Source organism: Haladaptatus sp. DYSN1, assembly GCF_029489995.1.
GTDB lineage: Archaea > Halobacteriota > Halobacteria > Halobacteriales > Halococcaceae > QDMS2.
Genome location: NZ_CP120470.1, coordinates 1089064 through 1104819, shown reverse-complemented (window position 1 = coordinate 1104819; position 15756 = coordinate 1089064). Strand labels below are relative to the sequence as shown.

Below are 15756 nucleotides of genomic sequence, written 5' to 3'. Positions count from 1 at the left end.
CGGCGTGCTGTGGAGCAGATAGGGTCAGCGTGTGGCGCCACCTCGCGGGCATGCCGAAAGGACTTTTTTCCCCCCTCACCGACACGCAGGTGCATGGCGAATCTCTGGGAAGATCTGCAGACAGGGCCGAACTCGCCCGAAGTGATCAACGTCGTCGTCGAGTGTCTCAAAGGTGAACGCAACAAGTACGAGTACGACAAGGACATCCCCGGTGTCGTCCTCGACCGCGTACTTCACTCGAACGTCCACTACCCGAGCGACTACGGGTTCATCCCGCGCTCGTACTACGACGACGAAGACCCATTCGACGCGCTCGTCCTCGTAGAGGACGCGACGTTCCCCGGGTGCATCATCGAAGCCCGTCCGGTCGCCCTCATGAAGATGGACGACGATGGCGAACAGGACGACAAGGTCATCGCTGTTCCGAACGAGGACCCACGCTTCGACCACATCGAGGACTTAGAAGACATCCCACAGCACCTGCGCGACGAAATTGACGAGTTCTTCTCGACGTACAAAAACCTAGAGAAGGGCAAGGAAGTCACGACGCAGGGCTGGGAAGACAAGCAGGCGGCGTACGACGCCATCGAACACGCACGCGACCTCTACGCACAGCACTTCGGCTGAACGGTCGCTGTCGGCGACACCGCCAACACCCTCACGTTTTCGGCTGTGTTCGATTACCCGACCCACGGGTGTGGCGCGGGTCGCCGTCACGAATTGCCGCAATCGACGAGTCCACCTGATTTTCGCAGTCGAAACGAAACTTCTTGTGCCCCACGACGGAATGGGTGGGTATGGGTTTGTTCGACCGGCTCCGTGGCGACGATGCTCCTCGCGTCGCTTTCTTCGGTATCGACGGCGTACCGTACAGCCTTCTCGCAGAACACGAGGACGAATTTCCGAACCTCGCCGCACTCGCGGACGAGGGGGCGTCCGGTGCAATCGACAGCATCGTCCCGCCCGAATCGAGCGCCTGCTGGCCATCGCTTACCACGGGGAAGAATCCCGGTGAGACTGGTGTCTACGGGTTCCAGGACCGCGAGGTCGGTTCCTACGACACGTACGTCCCGATGGGGCGCGACGTGCAGGCGGAACGCCTCTGGGACCGCGTGACCTCCGAGGGACGCAACGCGACGGTGATGAACGTCCCCGTCACGTTCCCACCCCAGCGCAACGTCCAGCGCATGGTCTCCGGGTTCCTCTCACCGAGCCTCGACAAAGCGAGCTATCCAGACGATCTGGAATCGACGCTCGCCGACTTCGGCTACCGAATCGACGTGAACGCCAAACTGGGCCACGACGACGACAAGACCGCCTTCATCGAGGACGCCCACAAGACCCTCGACGGACGGTTCAAGGCGTTCAAGCACTTCGTCGAGCAGGACGACTGGGACCTCTTCTTCGGCGTCTTCATGACGACCGACCGGGTGAATCACTTCCTGTTCAAGGACTACGAACACGACGGCGAGTACAAGGAGGAGTTCATGGAGTTCTACCGGAAGGTAGACCGCTACCTCGGCGAACTCCGCAACGCGCTTGCAGACGACGTGACGATGGTGGTCGCGAGCGACCACGGCTTTACCACCCTTAACTACGAGGTTCACTGCAACGCCTGGCTCAACGAAGAAGGGTGGCTCGATTACCAGGATGACGACCACTCCGGACTCGACGACATCTCCGGGGACACGAAGGCCTACTCGCTCATTCCCGGCCGCTTCTACATCAACTTAGAGGGGCGCGAACCCCGCGGCAGCGTCCCACAGGACGAATACGAAGCCGTCCGCGACGAACTCAAGTCGAAGCTCGAAGCACTCGAAGGCCCCGACGGCAAGAAGGTTGCACAGCGCGTGGTCAAGAAGGAAGAGGCTTTCCGCGGCGACCACGAGGACATCGCTCCCGACCTCGTCGTCATCCCGAACCACGGCTACGACCTGAAATCCGGGTTCAAGCCACACGGCGACGTCTTCGACGTCGGACCACGAAACGGGATGCACAGTTTCGACAACGCCTCGCTCTACATCGACGACCAGAACGCGACCATCCGCGACGCGGACCTCTTCGACATCACGCCGACCATCCTCGACCTGATGGATATCGACTTCGCCCGCGACGCCTACGACGGCGCGAGCCTGCTCTAAAACAGGTCCTCTAACTGGTCGTTTTTGAACGCGGCCGCCGGGTCCGTCCGCTTCTCTGGGCGCGACTCGTGGGCCACTTTCGCCCGCTCCATGAACTCCCTGAGCCGTGGCGACCGCTCGACGCCACACACGAGCACCAGCACCGCGATGCGCTCGCTGTCGAGCGGGAAGTCGCCACCACGAACCTGCATGCTCCCCGTCTCGTCTTCGAGCCACCGCCGCGCCTTTTCGACGCCCTTCCTCGAAAGTCGGTCGGGCTTACCCGCGACGACGAGCAGCGCAGCTTCAGCGTCCACCGCGTTCGGCAGACTTGACCCGGTGAGCAGCGCGTTCCGGGCAACACTCGTGATAACGGTCAGATTCTCGCCCGCGTCTGGACTCGCCGTCGCACTGGCGTAGCCGAGGGCAGCAATACCGCCCGCCCGGAGGGTGTTGATGACCTCGCTCGAATCGACGACGCTCTCCCCGACACCCTCCGTCGCCTCGCCCGCCGCGAGCAGGAGGCCGACTCGCTGGGCGATGTGCTCGTTTATCGTCCCGAACCCTTCTTCGACGCTCTCGCCCGTTGCGTGCCACGCGTCGTTGTCGATGAGCAACACGGCGTCTGCCTCGCGGGCCACCGTCTTCAGCGACCGACCTGCGTTCGCCTGATAAAGCGACCCCTCGCTACGCCCGGGGAGCACACCGATGACGTACACTGGAATGTCGTAGATTCGTTTCAGGTGGCGGGCGAGAACCGGCGCACCGCCGCTGCCCGTGCCCCCGCCGAGTCCAGCGACGATGAACAGTGCCTCCACCTCCGAGGTGATGCGCCCGTCGAGCGCGTCCATCACTTCCGGAGCGTCTTCGTCCATGATTTTCGCGCCGAGTTCGTTGTCGCCACCGACGCCGTGGCCCTTCACCCGCTCCTGGCCGATGAGTAGTGTATCGATGGAGAGTCCCTGGAGGTCCGCGTGCGCGGAGTTCACCGCGAGTGCTCCGCGAATCGCGTCGAACCCCATTCTGGCGTCGAACTCGGCCATTCGTTGCGTGAGTTTCCCCCCGGCCTGTCCGACCCCGATGAGAACGGCTTTCATACGAGAATGTCGATTGCTGAACTAATCAACGTTGTCCCGGACATTCAAAGCAGATGGCGCGACCAGCGTCGGCTATGGTCGATACAGAAACGCTCGAAACCCGGTTGCAAGCCGTCGAACGCGCACTCACCGATTCCGACCACTCCGTCGCCGCGATTCTCAACGCTCAGCGGGAGGTGACGGCAGAGCCATCCCGACCCATCGAAGGGTCGGTGACGGGACCAGTCACGCTCTCGGTGGACGGAGCACCCTCGTATCTCACACTGGCGGCGGTCACCCACGAGTCCGTACCCGCCGTGAACCGAGGCGAGACGACGCATCCGCTCGTCGCTCGAAACCAAAATCTGTTCACCATTCCGTACGGCGATGTCGCGGATACGGTGACTGCGGGACTTGGAGGCAATGAGGAGCGGACAGACCTCCGAACCGCCGCACAGGTCCTGAAAGCGTCGCGTTCCGTCTCAGCCGCCACCGCGAACGAATCGCTCGCCACGAACCGACGTGAACTCGAAGCGTCGGTGTCCACGGGGACAGGTCACGTCACCTCACGCCTCGTCACGGCCCTGAGACGGGAGGGAGTTGGGGCGAGCGACGACGCCCAGGAGCAACTCGTCGAGGATGCGCTCGGTCGATGGCAGACGCCAGCGGGCAGGGCGCTCACACTGGCAAACGGGTCGTCCACCCGGGCAGTGGCACGGGCGGGTGCGGCCGAAGACGACTCCCGCACCGCGGAGCGACTCGCCGTTCAGTTAGACGTGGCAGTCGCAGAATCGCTGCAAGAACAGTCGTCCCGACCGACCGAGGAAGTGGTGAATACCACGCTTCAGACGACCAGAACCGTCTCCCAGACGGTGGCGAAAGAGGTCATCGCGAACGCGACAGAGCACCACAGCAAAGCGGTGCTCGAACGGCGACTCAACCGCTCGTTCGCCCGGCTTCCGGCTGGCCTTCCGATCGCGCCGATGCCGGGGTACTGGTACGCGACGACGAACCTCTGGACGGTCGATGTCGCTGGATCATACACTCGATTCACAGTCGCGTCGTCCACTGGACCCCGGGGAATCGCCTACACCCGGGCGGGTCAGACAGTAACGCTCGACGTCGATGGAGACGGCGTCGTCGAACGGTTTGGACGCGCTCCGAAGGTGTCGTTCGCCGTTAAAACGGCTGTCGTGGTCGTCGTCCCACCGGGTCGCGCCGGCGTCGGCGATATCGACGGCGACGCGGACGAACGCTCTCCGGGCTGGCCCACCAGCAGTACCGGTGGCAAGTGACAACCACTTGTACCGGGAGGTTCTACAGAGGCGCATGTTGTACGACGTGAGCGACGAGCCGGGCGAACTGTCGCCCACCGAACTGCGAGCCCTCTACGAAGCTGAGTTGCGCGAGACGATTTCTGCGGTCGGCATCGAGTCCGTGGCCGCAGCGAGCGACGTGGACATAGAAACCGTCGAGGCGCTGGCTGGCGGCGAGTCACCCGCACTGACGCTCGAAGACGCAGCGGCGATTCTCGCCTGTGACGACGCGCTCCCCGACAAACGAACCATCCTGATGGAGGTCCGCGACCACCTGCTCATGGGAATGACCACGGCCATCCTCGACGTGGAAGCCATCGAGTCCGGGCTGAACAACCACCTCGACGCGCGCGACATCCAGCAGAAAGTCGAGGGGCGTGCGCCGATGACGCTGAGCGAGTTCGCGGCGCTCCACCAGTTCATCGAGAGTCGAAAACGCTGATGCGCGTCGCAATCCTCGGCTGTGGCTACGTCGGGCTGGAACTCGGTCGCCAGCTCACGCCCCGCCAGGAGGTGTGGGGCGTCAGGCGCTCTGCCGAGGGCCGAAACGCCATCGACGCGGCCGGTTTCGAGCCGATTCGCGCAGACCTGACCGACCCCGACTCACTCGGTGCGATTCCAGACATCGATGCCCTCGTGTTCGCGGCGAGTTCTGGTGGCCGCGGAGCGGCCGCTGCCCGCCGCATCTTCGTCGAGGGATTACAAGGAGCAATCGACCACTTCGGGGCGAGAGCGAACGCTCCAGACCGACTCGTCTACACCTCGAGTACAGGCGTCTATGGCGACCACGGCGGCGAGTGGGTGGACGAAGCGACGCCCATCGAGCCGACGACAGAGAAGACGCGTGTGCTCGCCGAAGCAGAACGAGTCGCCATCGAATCGGCCGCCGACGCGGGAATCGATGGAACAGTCGCACGATTCGCCGGGTTGTACGGCCCAGACCGCTACCGGCTCGACCGTTACCTCTCGGGCCCGGTCACGGAGGGGTATCTCAACATGGTCCACCGCGACGATGCGGCCGGTGCGCTGGCCTATTTCCTCGAAGCGGACCTTGCACGCGGGGAGGTAGTGTTGGTCGCAGACGACGAACCAGCCGCGAAGTGGACGTTCGCCGATTGGCTCGCCACGGAGTGCGGCGTGCCGGAACCGCCAAAGCGAACGAAAGCCGAGCGCCTCGAAGCCGACGCACTCTCCGAGGCGGCGAGACGGCGGATTCTGACGAGCAAGCGCTGTTCGAACGACTATCTCCGCGCTCTCGGGTACGAATTCGCGTTCCCGACGTACCGCGAGGGCTATCGCGCTGCTATCGACGCGTACCGCCAGCAGAACCGGTAGCCAGCGAAGAACCCATACCCAGTGTCGTGGTTGAGGGTAACATACTTACCAATTCGCGTAGAGCGAATGGGTATGTCGAGACAGGCGGTTGTCGCAGGCGAATTCGGTCAACTTACCGATACCGCCTCGGCATTCGCCGCGGAGAACCCGTTGCTCGTCGCTGCCGGTGGCGTTCTTCTCCTCGCACTGCTCGTCTTTGCGGTGCGGGCGGGAACGCCTCAACTGCGTCGGCATCCGAGTTCGAAGTTCTGCAAGCAATTGGCTCGATACGACGAGGTGACGGTGCTGATGCACCCGAACCCCGACCCGGACGCGATGGCGTGTGCGGCGGCAGTCGAATTCCTCGCAGAGAGCGTCGGGACGCGGGCAACGCTCCAGTATCCGGGAAAGATTCGCCACCAGGAAAACCGAGCGTTCGAGACGGTACTCGACCTCGAACTGGTCCACATCGACACCGCAGGCGACCTCGCCTCCGAGAACGTCGTACTCGTAGACCACAACGTCCCACGGGGGTTCAACGGCGCATCAGGAATCGTCCCGTTCGCCGTCATCGACCATCATCCGGGGACTGGAACGGGAACCGCCTTCACCGACTGTCGGACGGCCTACGGGGCGTGTTCGACGATTCTCGCGGAATACCTCGACGAACAGGGCTACGAACCCGACCGCGAGGATGCGGACGTAGAGAAACCGATTCCCCGAACGCTCGCCACCGGCCTGTTGTACGGAATTCAAGCCGACACGAAACATCTGACCAAGGGCTGTAGTGCGGCGGAGTTTCGCGCCTGCAGCTTTCTGTTCCCGGGCGTGGACGAGGATTCGCTCGACCGCATCGCCAACCCGCAGGTCGGAGCCAACGTGCTCAAAATCAAGGCTCGCGCCATCACGGAGTGTGACTTAGACCACCCGCCGTTCGCCGTGAGCGACGTGGGTAACGTCGATATCGTAGACGCCATTCCGCAGGCCGCAGACGAACTCGTTCGCCTGGAAGGCTTTACGGCCGTCGTCGTGCTGGGGTCGAGCAATGGGACCATCCACATCTCGGGGCGCTCCCGGGACGACCGGGTTCACATGGGAAAGACCCTCCAGGAGGTCGTAAACGACATCCCGATGTCGAGTGCGGGCGGCCACGCGAGAATGGGCGGCGGACAGGTTTCGGTCGAACACATGGAGGGCATCGGCCCTCGAAAGGGGATGAACCGAGAGGAACTGATCGACCGCCTGTACGACGGCATGGCCGGCGAACTCTAACTGGGGGCTTTTACCCCTCGCGGCGCTACGACAGGCATGGCTACTGCCGACGGCACCTGGCGCTATCGGAATCGCTACTTCGAGCGGTTCGGCCGCGCCTATTTCCGGCGTTTTGGCGACCAGACCATCACGAGCATCGGCCTCGGAACGTACCTCGGCGACCCGACCGACACGGTGGACGAGTCCTACCACGAAGCCATCGTCACGACGCTCGAATCGGGCTGTAACGTCGTGGACACGGCCATCAACTACCGAAATCAGCGAAGCGAGCGCGTGGTCGGCGCGGCGCTCGCGGATGCGGACGTAGACCGTGAGGAGATTCTCGTTTCGACGAAAGGCGGGTTCGTCCCGTTCGACGGCGACCGCCCGGAAAATCCGGGCGAGTACGTGAAATCCGAGTACGTCGATTCCGGCCTCGTCTCGCGGGAGGACCTCGCCCACGGCAGCCACTGCATCTCGCCTGCGTATATCGACGACCAGGTAGACCGGTCGCTCGAAAATCTCGACCTCGATACCATCGACCTCTACTACGTCCACAACCCCGAGACGCAACTCGACGTGCGCTCTCGAGAGGCGGTGTACGACGCGCTCGAAGCCACGTTCACGCGACTCGAAGAGCGGGCCGCAGCCGGGGACATCAACCACTACGGTGTGGCGACGTGGGACGCCTTCCGCGTACCGAAAGACCACGACCACTACCTCTCTATCGTGGAGGTCGTCTCGCGAGCACGGAAGGCTGCGAAAGCCGCCGGCAACACGACCACCCACTTCCGGGCGATTCAACTGCCGTTCAACGTCGGGATGGCCGACGCCTTCACCCAGGAGAGCCACGACGGCCCGGAAGGAGCACAGAGCGTCCTCTGGTTCGCCAGAGAGGCGGGGCTCAACGTGTTCACGAGCGCGAGTCTGTTACAGGGGCGACTCGCCCGCGACCTGCCGGACGCCGTCGCCGCCCAACTGCCCGGTGAGACGACCGCTCAACAGGCACTCAACTTCGCCCGAAGTGCCCCCGGCGTGACCTGCTCGCTCGTCGGAATGTCCTCGCCGGCCCACGTCGAAGAGAATCTCAAGGCCGGCGAAGGGGACGCGATGGGTGCCCGGGCGTTCGACGCCATCTTCGAATGATTAGCGCAGTTCGCGCCACTCCGTACCACAGTCCGGGCAGGCCCGTACCGAGCCGATTTCGTCCGGGTCGTTTCGCGTCTTGAGTTTCTTGTTGCACTCCGCGCAGGTGAGCCGTTCGTAGGTGTCCTTGACGATGGCCCCCGACCGAAGGCCCTTGCGAGTCGATTCCATACTGCCGGGCTACGGACGGGGAGCCCAAATATACCGGGGTGGCTGTAGAGCCGGTAAACCCGCTCACGGGACTGCACGATACGTGAAGTCAGGAGCACGCAACGGGGCACTTCGGAACCTTTGAGAGGGCGAGGGTGAAATCCCAGGACGTGTCACGCCGCCAGTTATTCGGCTCGCTCTGTGCGATGGTGTTCCTCGTCAATCTCGGACGAGTGCTGTTCGCACCGCTCTTAGAGCCGCTCATCGTGGACTTCGAGACGACCCGCACGACGATGGGTCTGGTGGCAACCCTCGCCTGGATGGGCAGTGCCCTGCCACGGATTCCGACCGGCTACCTCCTCACTCGGGTCCGCCGGCATCGCGTGGTTCTGCTCACGGGCTTCATCCTCACCGCCGCGTCGCTGTTCACCGCGGCCGCGTCCTCCGTCGAAATGCTGATGGTCGGGTCGTTCTCGATGGGCGTCGCGAGCGGGGCGTACTTCATCGCCGCGAATCCACTCGTGAGTGAACTCTACCCCCAGCGCCTCGGGCGCGCCATCGGCGTCCACGGTATGTCGAGCCAGATGGCCGCCGTCCTCGCCCCGCTGCTCGTGACCGCGGTGCTCTTCGTCGACGACTGGCGGAGCGTGTTCCAACTCGTCGCCGTCGTCGCCCTCCTTGCGACGGCCGTGCTCTTTCTCGTCGCCCGTCGAACCGACATCCCGCAGGGTGGAGCCTCCGACCGCAATCTGCTCACGGCGGTGAAAAAGCAGTGGCGCATCATCCTCGCAGGCATCGCCTTCGTTGGCGTCGCCTCGTTCGTCTGGAACGGCCTGTTCAACTGGTATCCATCCTACCTGACGGTGAAAGGGCTGTCGCCTGAAACCTCCCGAACTATGCTCTCGGTCGTCTTCGCCGCGGGCGTCCCCGCCTTCCTCGTCGGTGGCCGGTTCGCAGACCGCTTCGACACGGTGCGCCTGCAACTCGCCATCGTCGGCGCGTTCGCACTGAGCCTCGTGGCTCTGACGTTCGCCGCCGGATTAATACAGATTATCGTCGTGAGCACAATCATCGGCTTCGTCATCCACAGCATGTTTCCGACCGTCGATACCTTCCTGCTGTCGTCGCTGCCCGACCAGCACCGCGCGAGCGCCTACTCGGTTTACAGCGGGACGATGATGCCGATGCAGGCGACCGGCTCGTACGTCGTCGGCGGCCTCACCGACGTGGGATACAGTTACGGAACGATTTACCAGTTCTTCGCGGTCTGCCTCGTCGGCGTGATGGTCGTCCTGTTCGTGCTGAACCGCGCCGGACGCATCCCGCGGCGCGGCCGAACCGACGCCTGAATGCGGCTGCTTTTTGCGACCCAGAACCTATCAGTCGCCGATGGAGTACGTCCAGGAGCGCGTGACGACGCTGCACGACCTGACCGGGCACGTCCCCGACGCGCCGACAGACCGGGCCGCCGTCGTCGTTCCGATGACCGAGCGCGAATACGCGGGACTGGCCGCAGAACGGGTACTCTCGACGCTGGAGCGCGTCGACCCCGCCCGCGTGGTCGTCCCGCTTCGGGCGAGTGCGGACCGCGTTGGCGACTTCTGTGACTGGTTCGACGCCTTCGAGTTGGACGTGGACCTACTCTGGTGTACCGGACCGGGACTGGGAGACCGCCTCGCGGAGGCGGGGCTCTCCGGACCGATGGGAAAGGGTCGGGACGTGTGGCTCGCCCTCGGCATCGCCGCCCAGGAGGAGTACGTCGTCGTCCACGATGCGGACGCGAAGACCTACGCCGCGAGCCACGTTCCACGGCTTCTCGCACCGCTCGCGGGCGAGTACGAGTTCACGAAGGGCTACTACGCCCGCGTCGAGAACAACCAGCTCTACGGCCGCCTCGCCCGCCTGTTCGTCGCGCCGCTGCTTCGGGCGCTCGTCGCCGAACACGACGCCCCGATTCTCGACTACCTGACGGCGTTTCGCTACCCGCTCGCCGGAGAATTCGCATCCACCTCGAAACTCGCCCATCACCTCCGTCCCCAGCGCCAGTGGGGGCTCGAACTCTCGACGCTTGGCGACGCTTTTGGTGCAGTCGGCTTTACTGGCTCTGCGCAGGTCGATTTGGGGAAACACGAACACGACCACCGCGCCGTCTCCGGTCCGACTGGCCTCTCGGACATGAGCGAAGGAGTCGGACAGGCGCTCTTTCAGGTGCTCGCAGACTTCGACGTAAAACCGGATTACGACGCACTGCCGGGGCAGTACCGCGAGACTGCGCTCCAGTTCGTCCGTCAGTACGCCGCCGACGCCGCGTTCAACGGGCTCGACTACGACCGCGAAGCAGAACGCCGGCAGGTGGGCGTGTATCAGCAGGCAATCGAACCACTGACCGATGACACGCGCCTGCCGTCGTGGGACGAGAGTTCTCTCTCGTCCGACGAGGTGTGGGCAGCCTCGCGAATCGACCTCGAAGCCGCGATGGATGACCATTAAGCCCGGGTGGCCAGAATGTGATGACGATGGACCTGAGCCACGACGAACTCGCGGGGGTTGTAGACCTCTTTACCGCACTCACCCGTGAGGAACTCACCACTGCGCTCGCCGAACTTGCCTACCGACAGGGCACGGAGGACGCGGTGTTTACGGACCAAATCGACGCCGCCGTCGAACGCTACTTTCTGGTCGAATTCGAGCGCGACGGAACGGCCTACCTCACACCCGGCCCGGTCGCGTTCCCCGAGTTGCCCGACGGCGGCGAAGACCTCCCGCACATCCTCGATGTAGAATTGCGAGAGATAGACCGGAGCGCGATTGCTACGCCCGTCGAGGCACGATTTCGTCGGGACGCCGCGGCCGCCGTCAACGCGGGCGACGACGAGCGCATCCTCCACCTGCTCGACGTGAGCTACGACCTGGAAGCGTGGGGACCGGTCGACTTGGACGCCGCCCGCGACCTGCTCGACGAGGCCCGGGCGAATTAAGCCGCTCCGTCGCATGACTTCGCATATGAATCTCGACCGGGTGGCGCGCTACTCGCCCTCCGAAGTCACGGACGAGGAGCGCGAAGCGGGCGTCCTCGTGCCCATTCTCACCCGTGACGGGGAGCCACAGCTTCTCTTTACGAAGCGCGCAGACCACCTCGGCGAACACCCCGGGCAGATGTCGTTTCCCGGCGGCGGGCGCGAGCCCGCGGACGCGGACCTCGAAGCAACTGCCCTCCGAGAGGCAAACGAGGAGATCGGCTTGGACCCCCGCACCGCAGAAATTGTGGGCCGACTGGACGACATCAGGACGATTACGAGCTACGCGGTGCGCCCCTTCGTCGCCACCGTCCCCGACGCCCAGTACACCCCCGACGAGCGCGAGGTGGCCGAAATCGTCGTCCTCAGCCTCGACGACCTGACCGACCTCGCGAACTACGAGTCAGAGCGCCGGATGCACCCCCACTACGGCGACATCCGACTGCACTTTTTCCACGTCGATGGCTACACCGTCTGGGGCGCGACGGGGCGCATCCTGGTGAACTTCCTCGAAGTCGCGACGGATTGGGAGATGCCACGGAAAGTTGATAGGGTGGTTGATCCAGACGCGGACTTGCCCACTTGAGCGGTTTATCGCGAAAGAGCGAGTCAGCGTCTGTTTGATGCTGATTCACCGACGTGAGCGTCTCGTCGCGAACGCGTGAATCAGCGTCTGTCTGATGCGGACCTTCCCACCTGAGTCCTCACGGCGCACGAGGAACTGACTCCGACTCTCGAACGAACGTGAGCACAGCATCCACGAATTCGTCCGGAGCCGAATTTATCGCGACGTGGCCGTGACCCTCGAACGTGACGATTCGGCTGTTCGGCAGCGTTTCTGCGAGCGCGGCCGTGGCTTCCCGGAGGAACGGAGCACTCTCGCTGCCGGTCAACAGCAGCGTCGGCATCGTGAGCGCGGCGAGTCGGTCGGCGTCGAATTCGTACGCGTCTGGGGCCGCCTCCTCTCTCGCGATTGTGTGTGCGGCGGCGACGCGGTCCGGCCAGTTCGGAGCCGTGCGAAGCACGTCAACCCCCGCTGGTGGCATCCCGGCGACGTCCTTGAAGAAGCGGACCAGTGCTTGCTCGTTCTGATTGCGGTCTACAAGTGCTTGTATCGCTTCGAGCGTCTCGTGGGACGAGATGACCTGGCCCGTCGGTGAGAACGGCGGTTCGTACAGGACGAGTTTGCTGACGTTCTCGGTGTGCAGCGCGGCCTCCAGCGAGCAGAGTGCGCCGTACGAATGGCCGAGCAAGACCACTGGTTCCCCGATCGAGTCGACGACGGCGACCACGTCTTCTACCTCTCGCTCTAAACTATACTCGGGTGCGTCACCGCTCTCGCCGCGACCTCGGCGGTCGATGGCGTAGAGCGTGAAGTGTTCTTCGAGCGCCGAGCGGATTGGTTCCCACCGGGTATGGTCAGCCGTCGTCCCGTGAACGAGGACCATCGGTGGCCCGTGGCCCGTCTTTTCGTACGCAATCTCGATTCCATCTGCCGAACGAACTGTTTCCATCTGCCTCCCCTCACGAGACTAGACGAGCGCGACAGTGCTCTCTGTTTCGCCCGCATTCGAGACAGTCAGCTGGCCGTGACAGGCAATTTCGCCACGAGCGATAACCTTTTGCCGGGAACGGCGATAGAAGGTGTATGGTCGCACAGACGATGGATCGAGTTCCGGAGCGGCGATAGACTATTTTCCATGAGAGGTGGCTATGCTAACTGGTGAGACACGTCTCTCTGAGACGGGTTTGGACGCGGTCGCGCTCAAACCCGCGGAGTGTGACGTGCGCAGAGCGGACGCCCTCTCCGTGGGCGTCGTCACGATAGACTACGAGGGCCGCGAGCACCTCCCCGACGTCGACGTACTCGCCGAACTCGCCCGGACGAAGGAGGTCAGACTGACCACGCCCGTTCGCGCAGACGGTTTCGACCCCCTCGGCGACGACTCGCGCTACGACGAGATTCCAGATGGAATCAAGCAGGTGCTCGTCGCCGGCCACTCGGCGTACCTCACAGCGGAGGAGCGAAAACGTCCCATAGCGCCCCGGTTGGCCGCCGCCCTCGAACGTGCGCCCGACTCGTGGGTCGGCACGGAAGGCGTAGAGCGAATCGCGCTCGCCACCGGCGGGACGCAGTTCGACCTGCTCTCGCGGACGACCCGACGAGACGTGCGGGCGCTTCGGGCCGCCGGCTACGACGGCGAACTCGCCGTCTACGCACCCACGGTGCTCACCGACGACGAGGACGAGATTCTGGATGCAGTTGGAGCCTACGCCGCGCGCAGACGGCCCGTCGCCCGGGCGCTGCCCGACGGCGCGGCCACCGACTCGTCGGCCACCGGTCGCGCTCGGAAGGTGTTGCTCGCGGCGAGTCGCGACTACGCGCTCGTCGGCACGCCCAGCGCGGTCGCAGAACAAATCGAAGCGCTCCGCGCGGTCGGCGTCGATACCGTCGTCGGCTACCCCGCCCGGGGCATCGACGAGTTTCTGCGCTGAGAGTTAAGCCCCCGGCCGACGAGGGTTCCGTATGACGTTTCGAGTGGCCGTCGCCGGCGGCGGCGCAGTTGGCGTGACCACCGCCCACGACCTCGCGGTGCGCGACGCGGACGTGACGCTTTTCGAACGCGACGAACTGGCGAGCGGGTCGAGCGGCCGCGCCGCTGGCGTGTGTTACTCGCACTTTCCGAACCCGGTTGACGCGCGGATTGCTCGACGGTCGCTCTCCCGATTCCGGGAGTTCGCCGCTGCGCGCGAGGACTTCGAATTCACGTCCTGTCCGTACGTCTGGTTCGCTCACGAGTCAGACGAGGAGCGGTGCGACCGGCTCGGCGAACAGGTCGAGCGGATGAACGCAACCGGCGGCGACGTCTCCCGCGTGACGCCTGCGGAACTAGAAGCCGACTTCCCGGCGTTACGGGCCGCGGACATCGGGGCGGCCGCCCGTGCCGACGACGCCGGCTATACGGAACCCGCCACCTACGTCCGGGCGATGGGCGAGGCGGCCCGTGAAGCCGGCGTCACCATCGAGGAGAACGCGCCGGTTCGTCTCGACGACGATGGGAATCTGGAGACACCCCGGGACGCAGGTGCGTTCGACGCCGTGGTTCTCACGACGGGTGTCCAGACGAAGAAATTACTCGCAGATGCAGGCATCCAGATTGCGATGAAGCCGTACCGGGTGCAGGCGCTCACTACCGAAAAGGCGGCAGCGAGCGACGAGATTCCGATGACCTACGACGCGACTGAGGGGTTCTACTTTCGCCCGCGGAAAGGCGGCCTGCTCGTCGGGGACGGGACCGAACTGTTCGAGCGCGATCCGGACGACTACCCCGAGGATGCAGACGACGAGTTCGTGGAGACGAACCGGCAACGAGTGGCCCGACGCGTCGCGTTCGAACCGAGAGTTTCCCGAGCGTGGGCGGGGATGTGTGGGGCGACGCCGGACTACGACCCACTGGTCGGGGAAGTAAGAGACGACTTGTTCGTCGCCTGTGGCTTCCAGGGCCACGGCTTCATGCGCTCGCCAGGCATCGGAGAACTGCTCGCAAAACAGGTGCTCGGGGAAACCGACTTCGACGCGTTCGACCCGACACGATTTCGGGGCGACGAGGAGTTCGAAATCGTCGAAGGACTCAGCTGATTACGGCCGGTCTTCGTCGTCTGCTGCCTCGTCCGTGTCCTCGATGTCGTCCGTGCCTGCCGGCTTGACGTCGGATTCGTCGACGTCGTCCATCTCGATGACCTCGTCCTCCTCGTCTTCGACCGTGACTTCCGTCTCTTGCACCTTCGGCACGCGGACGTGAAGGGTGCCGTTTTTCGTGAGTTTCGCCGTCGCGTCGGTCGTATCGACCTCTGCCTCGGGGGGCAGTTTCACGCTGCCGTCGAGCGAGAGGCCGCGGCCGGGAAAGCGCATCTCGTAGCCGTCGTGGAAGTCACGGAAGCGGTCGACGCGGACGTGGATGGTGTTCTCGGCAAAGCGCACCTGCACGTCGCTCTGGGTCGCCCCGGGAGCGTCGAAGACGGCGAGGAAGGCGTCGTCGCTTTCGAGTAAATCGACGGGCAGTGGCTTTCGTTCCTGGACGCGACTGGAGGCGCGCCCGACGTTCTCGACGATGACGTTCCCGATGGATTTGCCAAGTTCCTTAATCATACCTCGATTTCCTCCAGCGAGTCGTCTCGCTCGCAGTACGGGCAGGAGAAGTCTGCCACGGTGACGCTGTCTGGCATGTCGTAGGTGTAGTGCAACTCGAACATGTCGAGCTCGCAGGCGTCGTTCGTGCAGGCTACTTCGAGCGTCTTTGGCATGCGAGGAGATAGTGTATCCACGAGTATAAGCGCGCGGGCTTTCGCATCCGTTTTACCGTTC

Annotated in this window: 18 protein-coding genes; 13 read left to right on the top strand and 5 right to left on the bottom strand. The window is 64.1% G+C overall.

The window, feature by feature from the left end; genetic code table 11:
* Positions 1 to 93 precede the first annotated feature (93 nt).
* The gene (locus tag P0648_RS05910; RefSeq protein WP_276248193.1) at positions 94 to 627 is read left to right on the top strand and encodes an inorganic diphosphatase; all 534 of its coding nucleotides are present in this window, start codon (positions 94 to 96) and stop codon (positions 625 to 627) included.
* Positions 628 to 797: 170 nt separating this feature from the next.
* The gene (locus P0648_RS05905) at positions 798 to 2141 is read left to right on the top strand and encodes an alkaline phosphatase family protein (RefSeq protein WP_276274441.1); all 1344 of its coding nucleotides are present in this window, start codon (positions 798 to 800) and stop codon (positions 2139 to 2141) included.
* On the opposite strand, the gene P0648_RS05900 is transcribed toward P0648_RS05905, so the two are convergent.
* Positions 2138 to 3217, bottom strand: a complete 1080-nt coding sequence (locus P0648_RS05900; protein ID WP_277505598.1) for a tubulin/FtsZ family protein — start codon at positions 3215 to 3217, stop codon at positions 2138 to 2140. The two genes, P0648_RS05905 and P0648_RS05900, sit on opposite strands and share 4 nt — an antisense overlap.
* Before the next feature lie 74 nt (positions 3218 to 3291).
* Here P0648_RS05900 and P0648_RS05895 point away from each other — a divergent pair, with 74 nt between their 5' ends.
* From P0648_RS05895 to P0648_RS05875, 5 genes are all read left to right on the top strand, one after another.
* A complete protein-coding gene (locus P0648_RS05895; protein WP_277505596.1) occupies positions 3292 to 4491 on the top strand; it encodes a hypothetical protein in 1200 nt (399 codons plus the stop codon).
* A gap of 34 nt (positions 4492 to 4525) precedes the next feature.
* Positions 4526 to 4954: a DUF5791 family protein gene (locus P0648_RS05890; protein ID WP_276248197.1), complete on the top strand. Its 429-nt coding sequence runs from the start codon at positions 4526 to 4528 to the stop codon at positions 4952 to 4954.
* Positions 4954 to 5847, top strand: a complete 894-nt coding sequence (locus tag P0648_RS05885; RefSeq protein ID WP_277505594.1) for an SDR family oxidoreductase — start codon at positions 4954 to 4956, stop codon at positions 5845 to 5847. The genes P0648_RS05890 and P0648_RS05885 overlap by 1 nt, the downstream gene beginning before the upstream one ends.
* Positions 5848 to 5919: 72 nt before the next feature.
* The gene (locus tag P0648_RS05880; RefSeq protein WP_277505593.1) at positions 5920 to 7098 is read left to right on the top strand and encodes a bifunctional oligoribonuclease/PAP phosphatase NrnA; all 1179 of its coding nucleotides are present in this window, start codon (positions 5920 to 5922) and stop codon (positions 7096 to 7098) included.
* 36 nt (positions 7099 to 7134) lie between these two features.
* Positions 7135 to 8223, top strand: coding sequence for an aldo/keto reductase (locus P0648_RS05875; protein WP_277505591.1), 1089 nt, complete (start codon positions 7135 to 7137; stop codon positions 8221 to 8223).
* Here P0648_RS05875 and P0648_RS05870 read toward each other — a convergent pair whose 3' ends face one another.
* Positions 8224 to 8394, bottom strand: a complete 171-nt coding sequence (locus P0648_RS05870) for an HVO_0758 family zinc finger protein (RefSeq protein WP_277505590.1) — start codon at positions 8392 to 8394, stop codon at positions 8224 to 8226.
* 149 nt (positions 8395 to 8543) lie between these two features.
* Between P0648_RS05870 and P0648_RS05865 the strand changes: the two genes are divergently transcribed.
* The 4 genes from P0648_RS05865 to P0648_RS05850 are packed head-to-tail and all read left to right on the top strand — an operon-like array spanning position 8544 to position 11976.
* Positions 8544 to 9722, top strand: coding sequence for an MFS transporter (locus P0648_RS05865; protein WP_276248202.1), 1179 nt, complete (start codon positions 8544 to 8546; stop codon positions 9720 to 9722).
* A gap of 40 nt (positions 9723 to 9762) precedes the next feature.
* The gene (locus P0648_RS05860; protein WP_277505589.1) at positions 9763 to 10863 is read left to right on the top strand and encodes a glycosyl transferase family 2; all 1101 of its coding nucleotides are present in this window, start codon (positions 9763 to 9765) and stop codon (positions 10861 to 10863) included.
* Between the two features lie 26 nt (positions 10864 to 10889).
* Positions 10890 to 11351 carry a hypothetical protein gene (locus tag P0648_RS05855; RefSeq protein ID WP_277505586.1) on the top strand — a complete coding sequence of 154 codons (462 nt, stop codon included), beginning with the start codon at positions 10890 to 10892 and terminating at the stop codon, positions 11349 to 11351.
* Between the two features lie 25 nt (positions 11352 to 11376).
* Positions 11377 to 11976, top strand: a complete 600-nt coding sequence (locus P0648_RS05850) for a CoA pyrophosphatase (protein WP_277505585.1) — start codon at positions 11377 to 11379, stop codon at positions 11974 to 11976.
* A 118-nt stretch (positions 11977 to 12094) separates the two neighbouring features.
* On the opposite strand, the gene P0648_RS05845 is transcribed toward P0648_RS05850, so the two are convergent.
* Positions 12095 to 12904: an alpha/beta fold hydrolase gene (locus P0648_RS05845; protein WP_276248206.1), complete on the bottom strand. Its 810-nt coding sequence runs from the start codon at positions 12902 to 12904 to the stop codon at positions 12095 to 12097.
* 199 nt (positions 12905 to 13103) lie between these two features.
* Between P0648_RS05845 and P0648_RS05840 the strand changes: the two genes are divergently transcribed.
* Positions 13104 to 13886 carry a luciferase gene (locus P0648_RS05840; RefSeq protein WP_276248207.1) on the top strand — a complete coding sequence of 261 codons (783 nt, stop codon included), beginning with the start codon at positions 13104 to 13106 and terminating at the stop codon, positions 13884 to 13886.
* Between the two features lie 31 nt (positions 13887 to 13917).
* Positions 13918 to 15030 (top strand): FAD-binding oxidoreductase, encoded by a 1113-nt coding sequence (locus tag P0648_RS05835; protein ID WP_276248208.1) that lies wholly within the window; start codon positions 13918 to 13920, stop codon positions 15028 to 15030.
* On the opposite strand, the gene P0648_RS05830 is transcribed toward P0648_RS05835, so the two are convergent.
* Positions 15031 to 15540, bottom strand: a complete 510-nt coding sequence (locus P0648_RS05830; RefSeq protein ID WP_276248209.1) for an Hsp20/alpha crystallin family protein — start codon at positions 15538 to 15540, stop codon at positions 15031 to 15033.
* Entirely contained in the window at positions 15537 to 15695 is a 159-nt protein-coding gene (locus P0648_RS05825) for a hypothetical protein (protein WP_276248210.1), read from the bottom strand. Before P0648_RS05825 ends, P0648_RS05830 begins: the two co-directional genes overlap by 4 nt.
* Between the last annotated feature and the right edge of the window lie 61 nt (positions 15696 to 15756).

Bases quoted from the DNA above. Each gene is read 5' to 3' on its own strand.
- P0648_RS05910 (WP_276248193.1), top strand. From the start codon at position 94: ATGGCGAATCTCTGGGAAGATCTGCAGACAGGGCCGAACTCGCCCGAA.
- P0648_RS05905 (WP_276274441.1), top strand. From the start codon at position 798: ATGGGTTTGTTCGACCGGCTCCGTGGCGACGATGCTCCTCGCGTCGCT.
- P0648_RS05900 (WP_277505598.1), bottom strand. From the start codon at position 3,217: ATGAAAGCCGTTCTCATCGGGGTCGGACAGGCCGGGGGGAAACTCACG.
- P0648_RS05895 (WP_277505596.1), top strand. From the start codon at position 3,292: ATGGTCGATACAGAAACGCTCGAAACCCGGTTGCAAGCCGTCGAACGC.
- P0648_RS05890 (WP_276248197.1), top strand. From the start codon at position 4,526: ATGTTGTACGACGTGAGCGACGAGCCGGGCGAACTGTCGCCCACCGAA.
- P0648_RS05885 (WP_277505594.1), top strand. From the start codon at position 4,954: ATGCGCGTCGCAATCCTCGGCTGTGGCTACGTCGGGCTGGAACTCGGT.
- P0648_RS05880 (WP_277505593.1), top strand. From the start codon at position 5,920: ATGTCGAGACAGGCGGTTGTCGCAGGCGAATTCGGTCAACTTACCGAT.
- P0648_RS05875 (WP_277505591.1), top strand. From the start codon at position 7,135: ATGGCTACTGCCGACGGCACCTGGCGCTATCGGAATCGCTACTTCGAG.
- P0648_RS05870 (WP_277505590.1), bottom strand. From the start codon at position 8,394: ATGGAATCGACTCGCAAGGGCCTTCGGTCGGGGGCCATCGTCAAGGAC.
- P0648_RS05860 (WP_277505589.1), top strand. From the start codon at position 9,763: ATGGAGTACGTCCAGGAGCGCGTGACGACGCTGCACGACCTGACCGGG.
- P0648_RS05855 (WP_277505586.1), top strand. From the start codon at position 10,890: ATGGACCTGAGCCACGACGAACTCGCGGGGGTTGTAGACCTCTTTACC.
- P0648_RS05850 (WP_277505585.1), top strand. From the start codon at position 11,377: ATGAATCTCGACCGGGTGGCGCGCTACTCGCCCTCCGAAGTCACGGAC.
- P0648_RS05845 (WP_276248206.1), bottom strand. From the start codon at position 12,904: ATGGAAACAGTTCGTTCGGCAGATGGAATCGAGATTGCGTACGAAAAG.
- P0648_RS05840 (WP_276248207.1), top strand. From the start codon at position 13,104: ATGCTAACTGGTGAGACACGTCTCTCTGAGACGGGTTTGGACGCGGTC.
- P0648_RS05835 (WP_276248208.1), top strand. From the start codon at position 13,918: ATGACGTTTCGAGTGGCCGTCGCCGGCGGCGGCGCAGTTGGCGTGACC.
- P0648_RS05830 (WP_276248209.1), bottom strand. From the start codon at position 15,540: ATGATTAAGGAACTTGGCAAATCCATCGGGAACGTCATCGTCGAGAAC.
- P0648_RS05825 (WP_276248210.1), bottom strand. From the start codon at position 15,695: ATGCCAAAGACGCTCGAAGTAGCCTGCACGAACGACGCCTGCGAGCTC.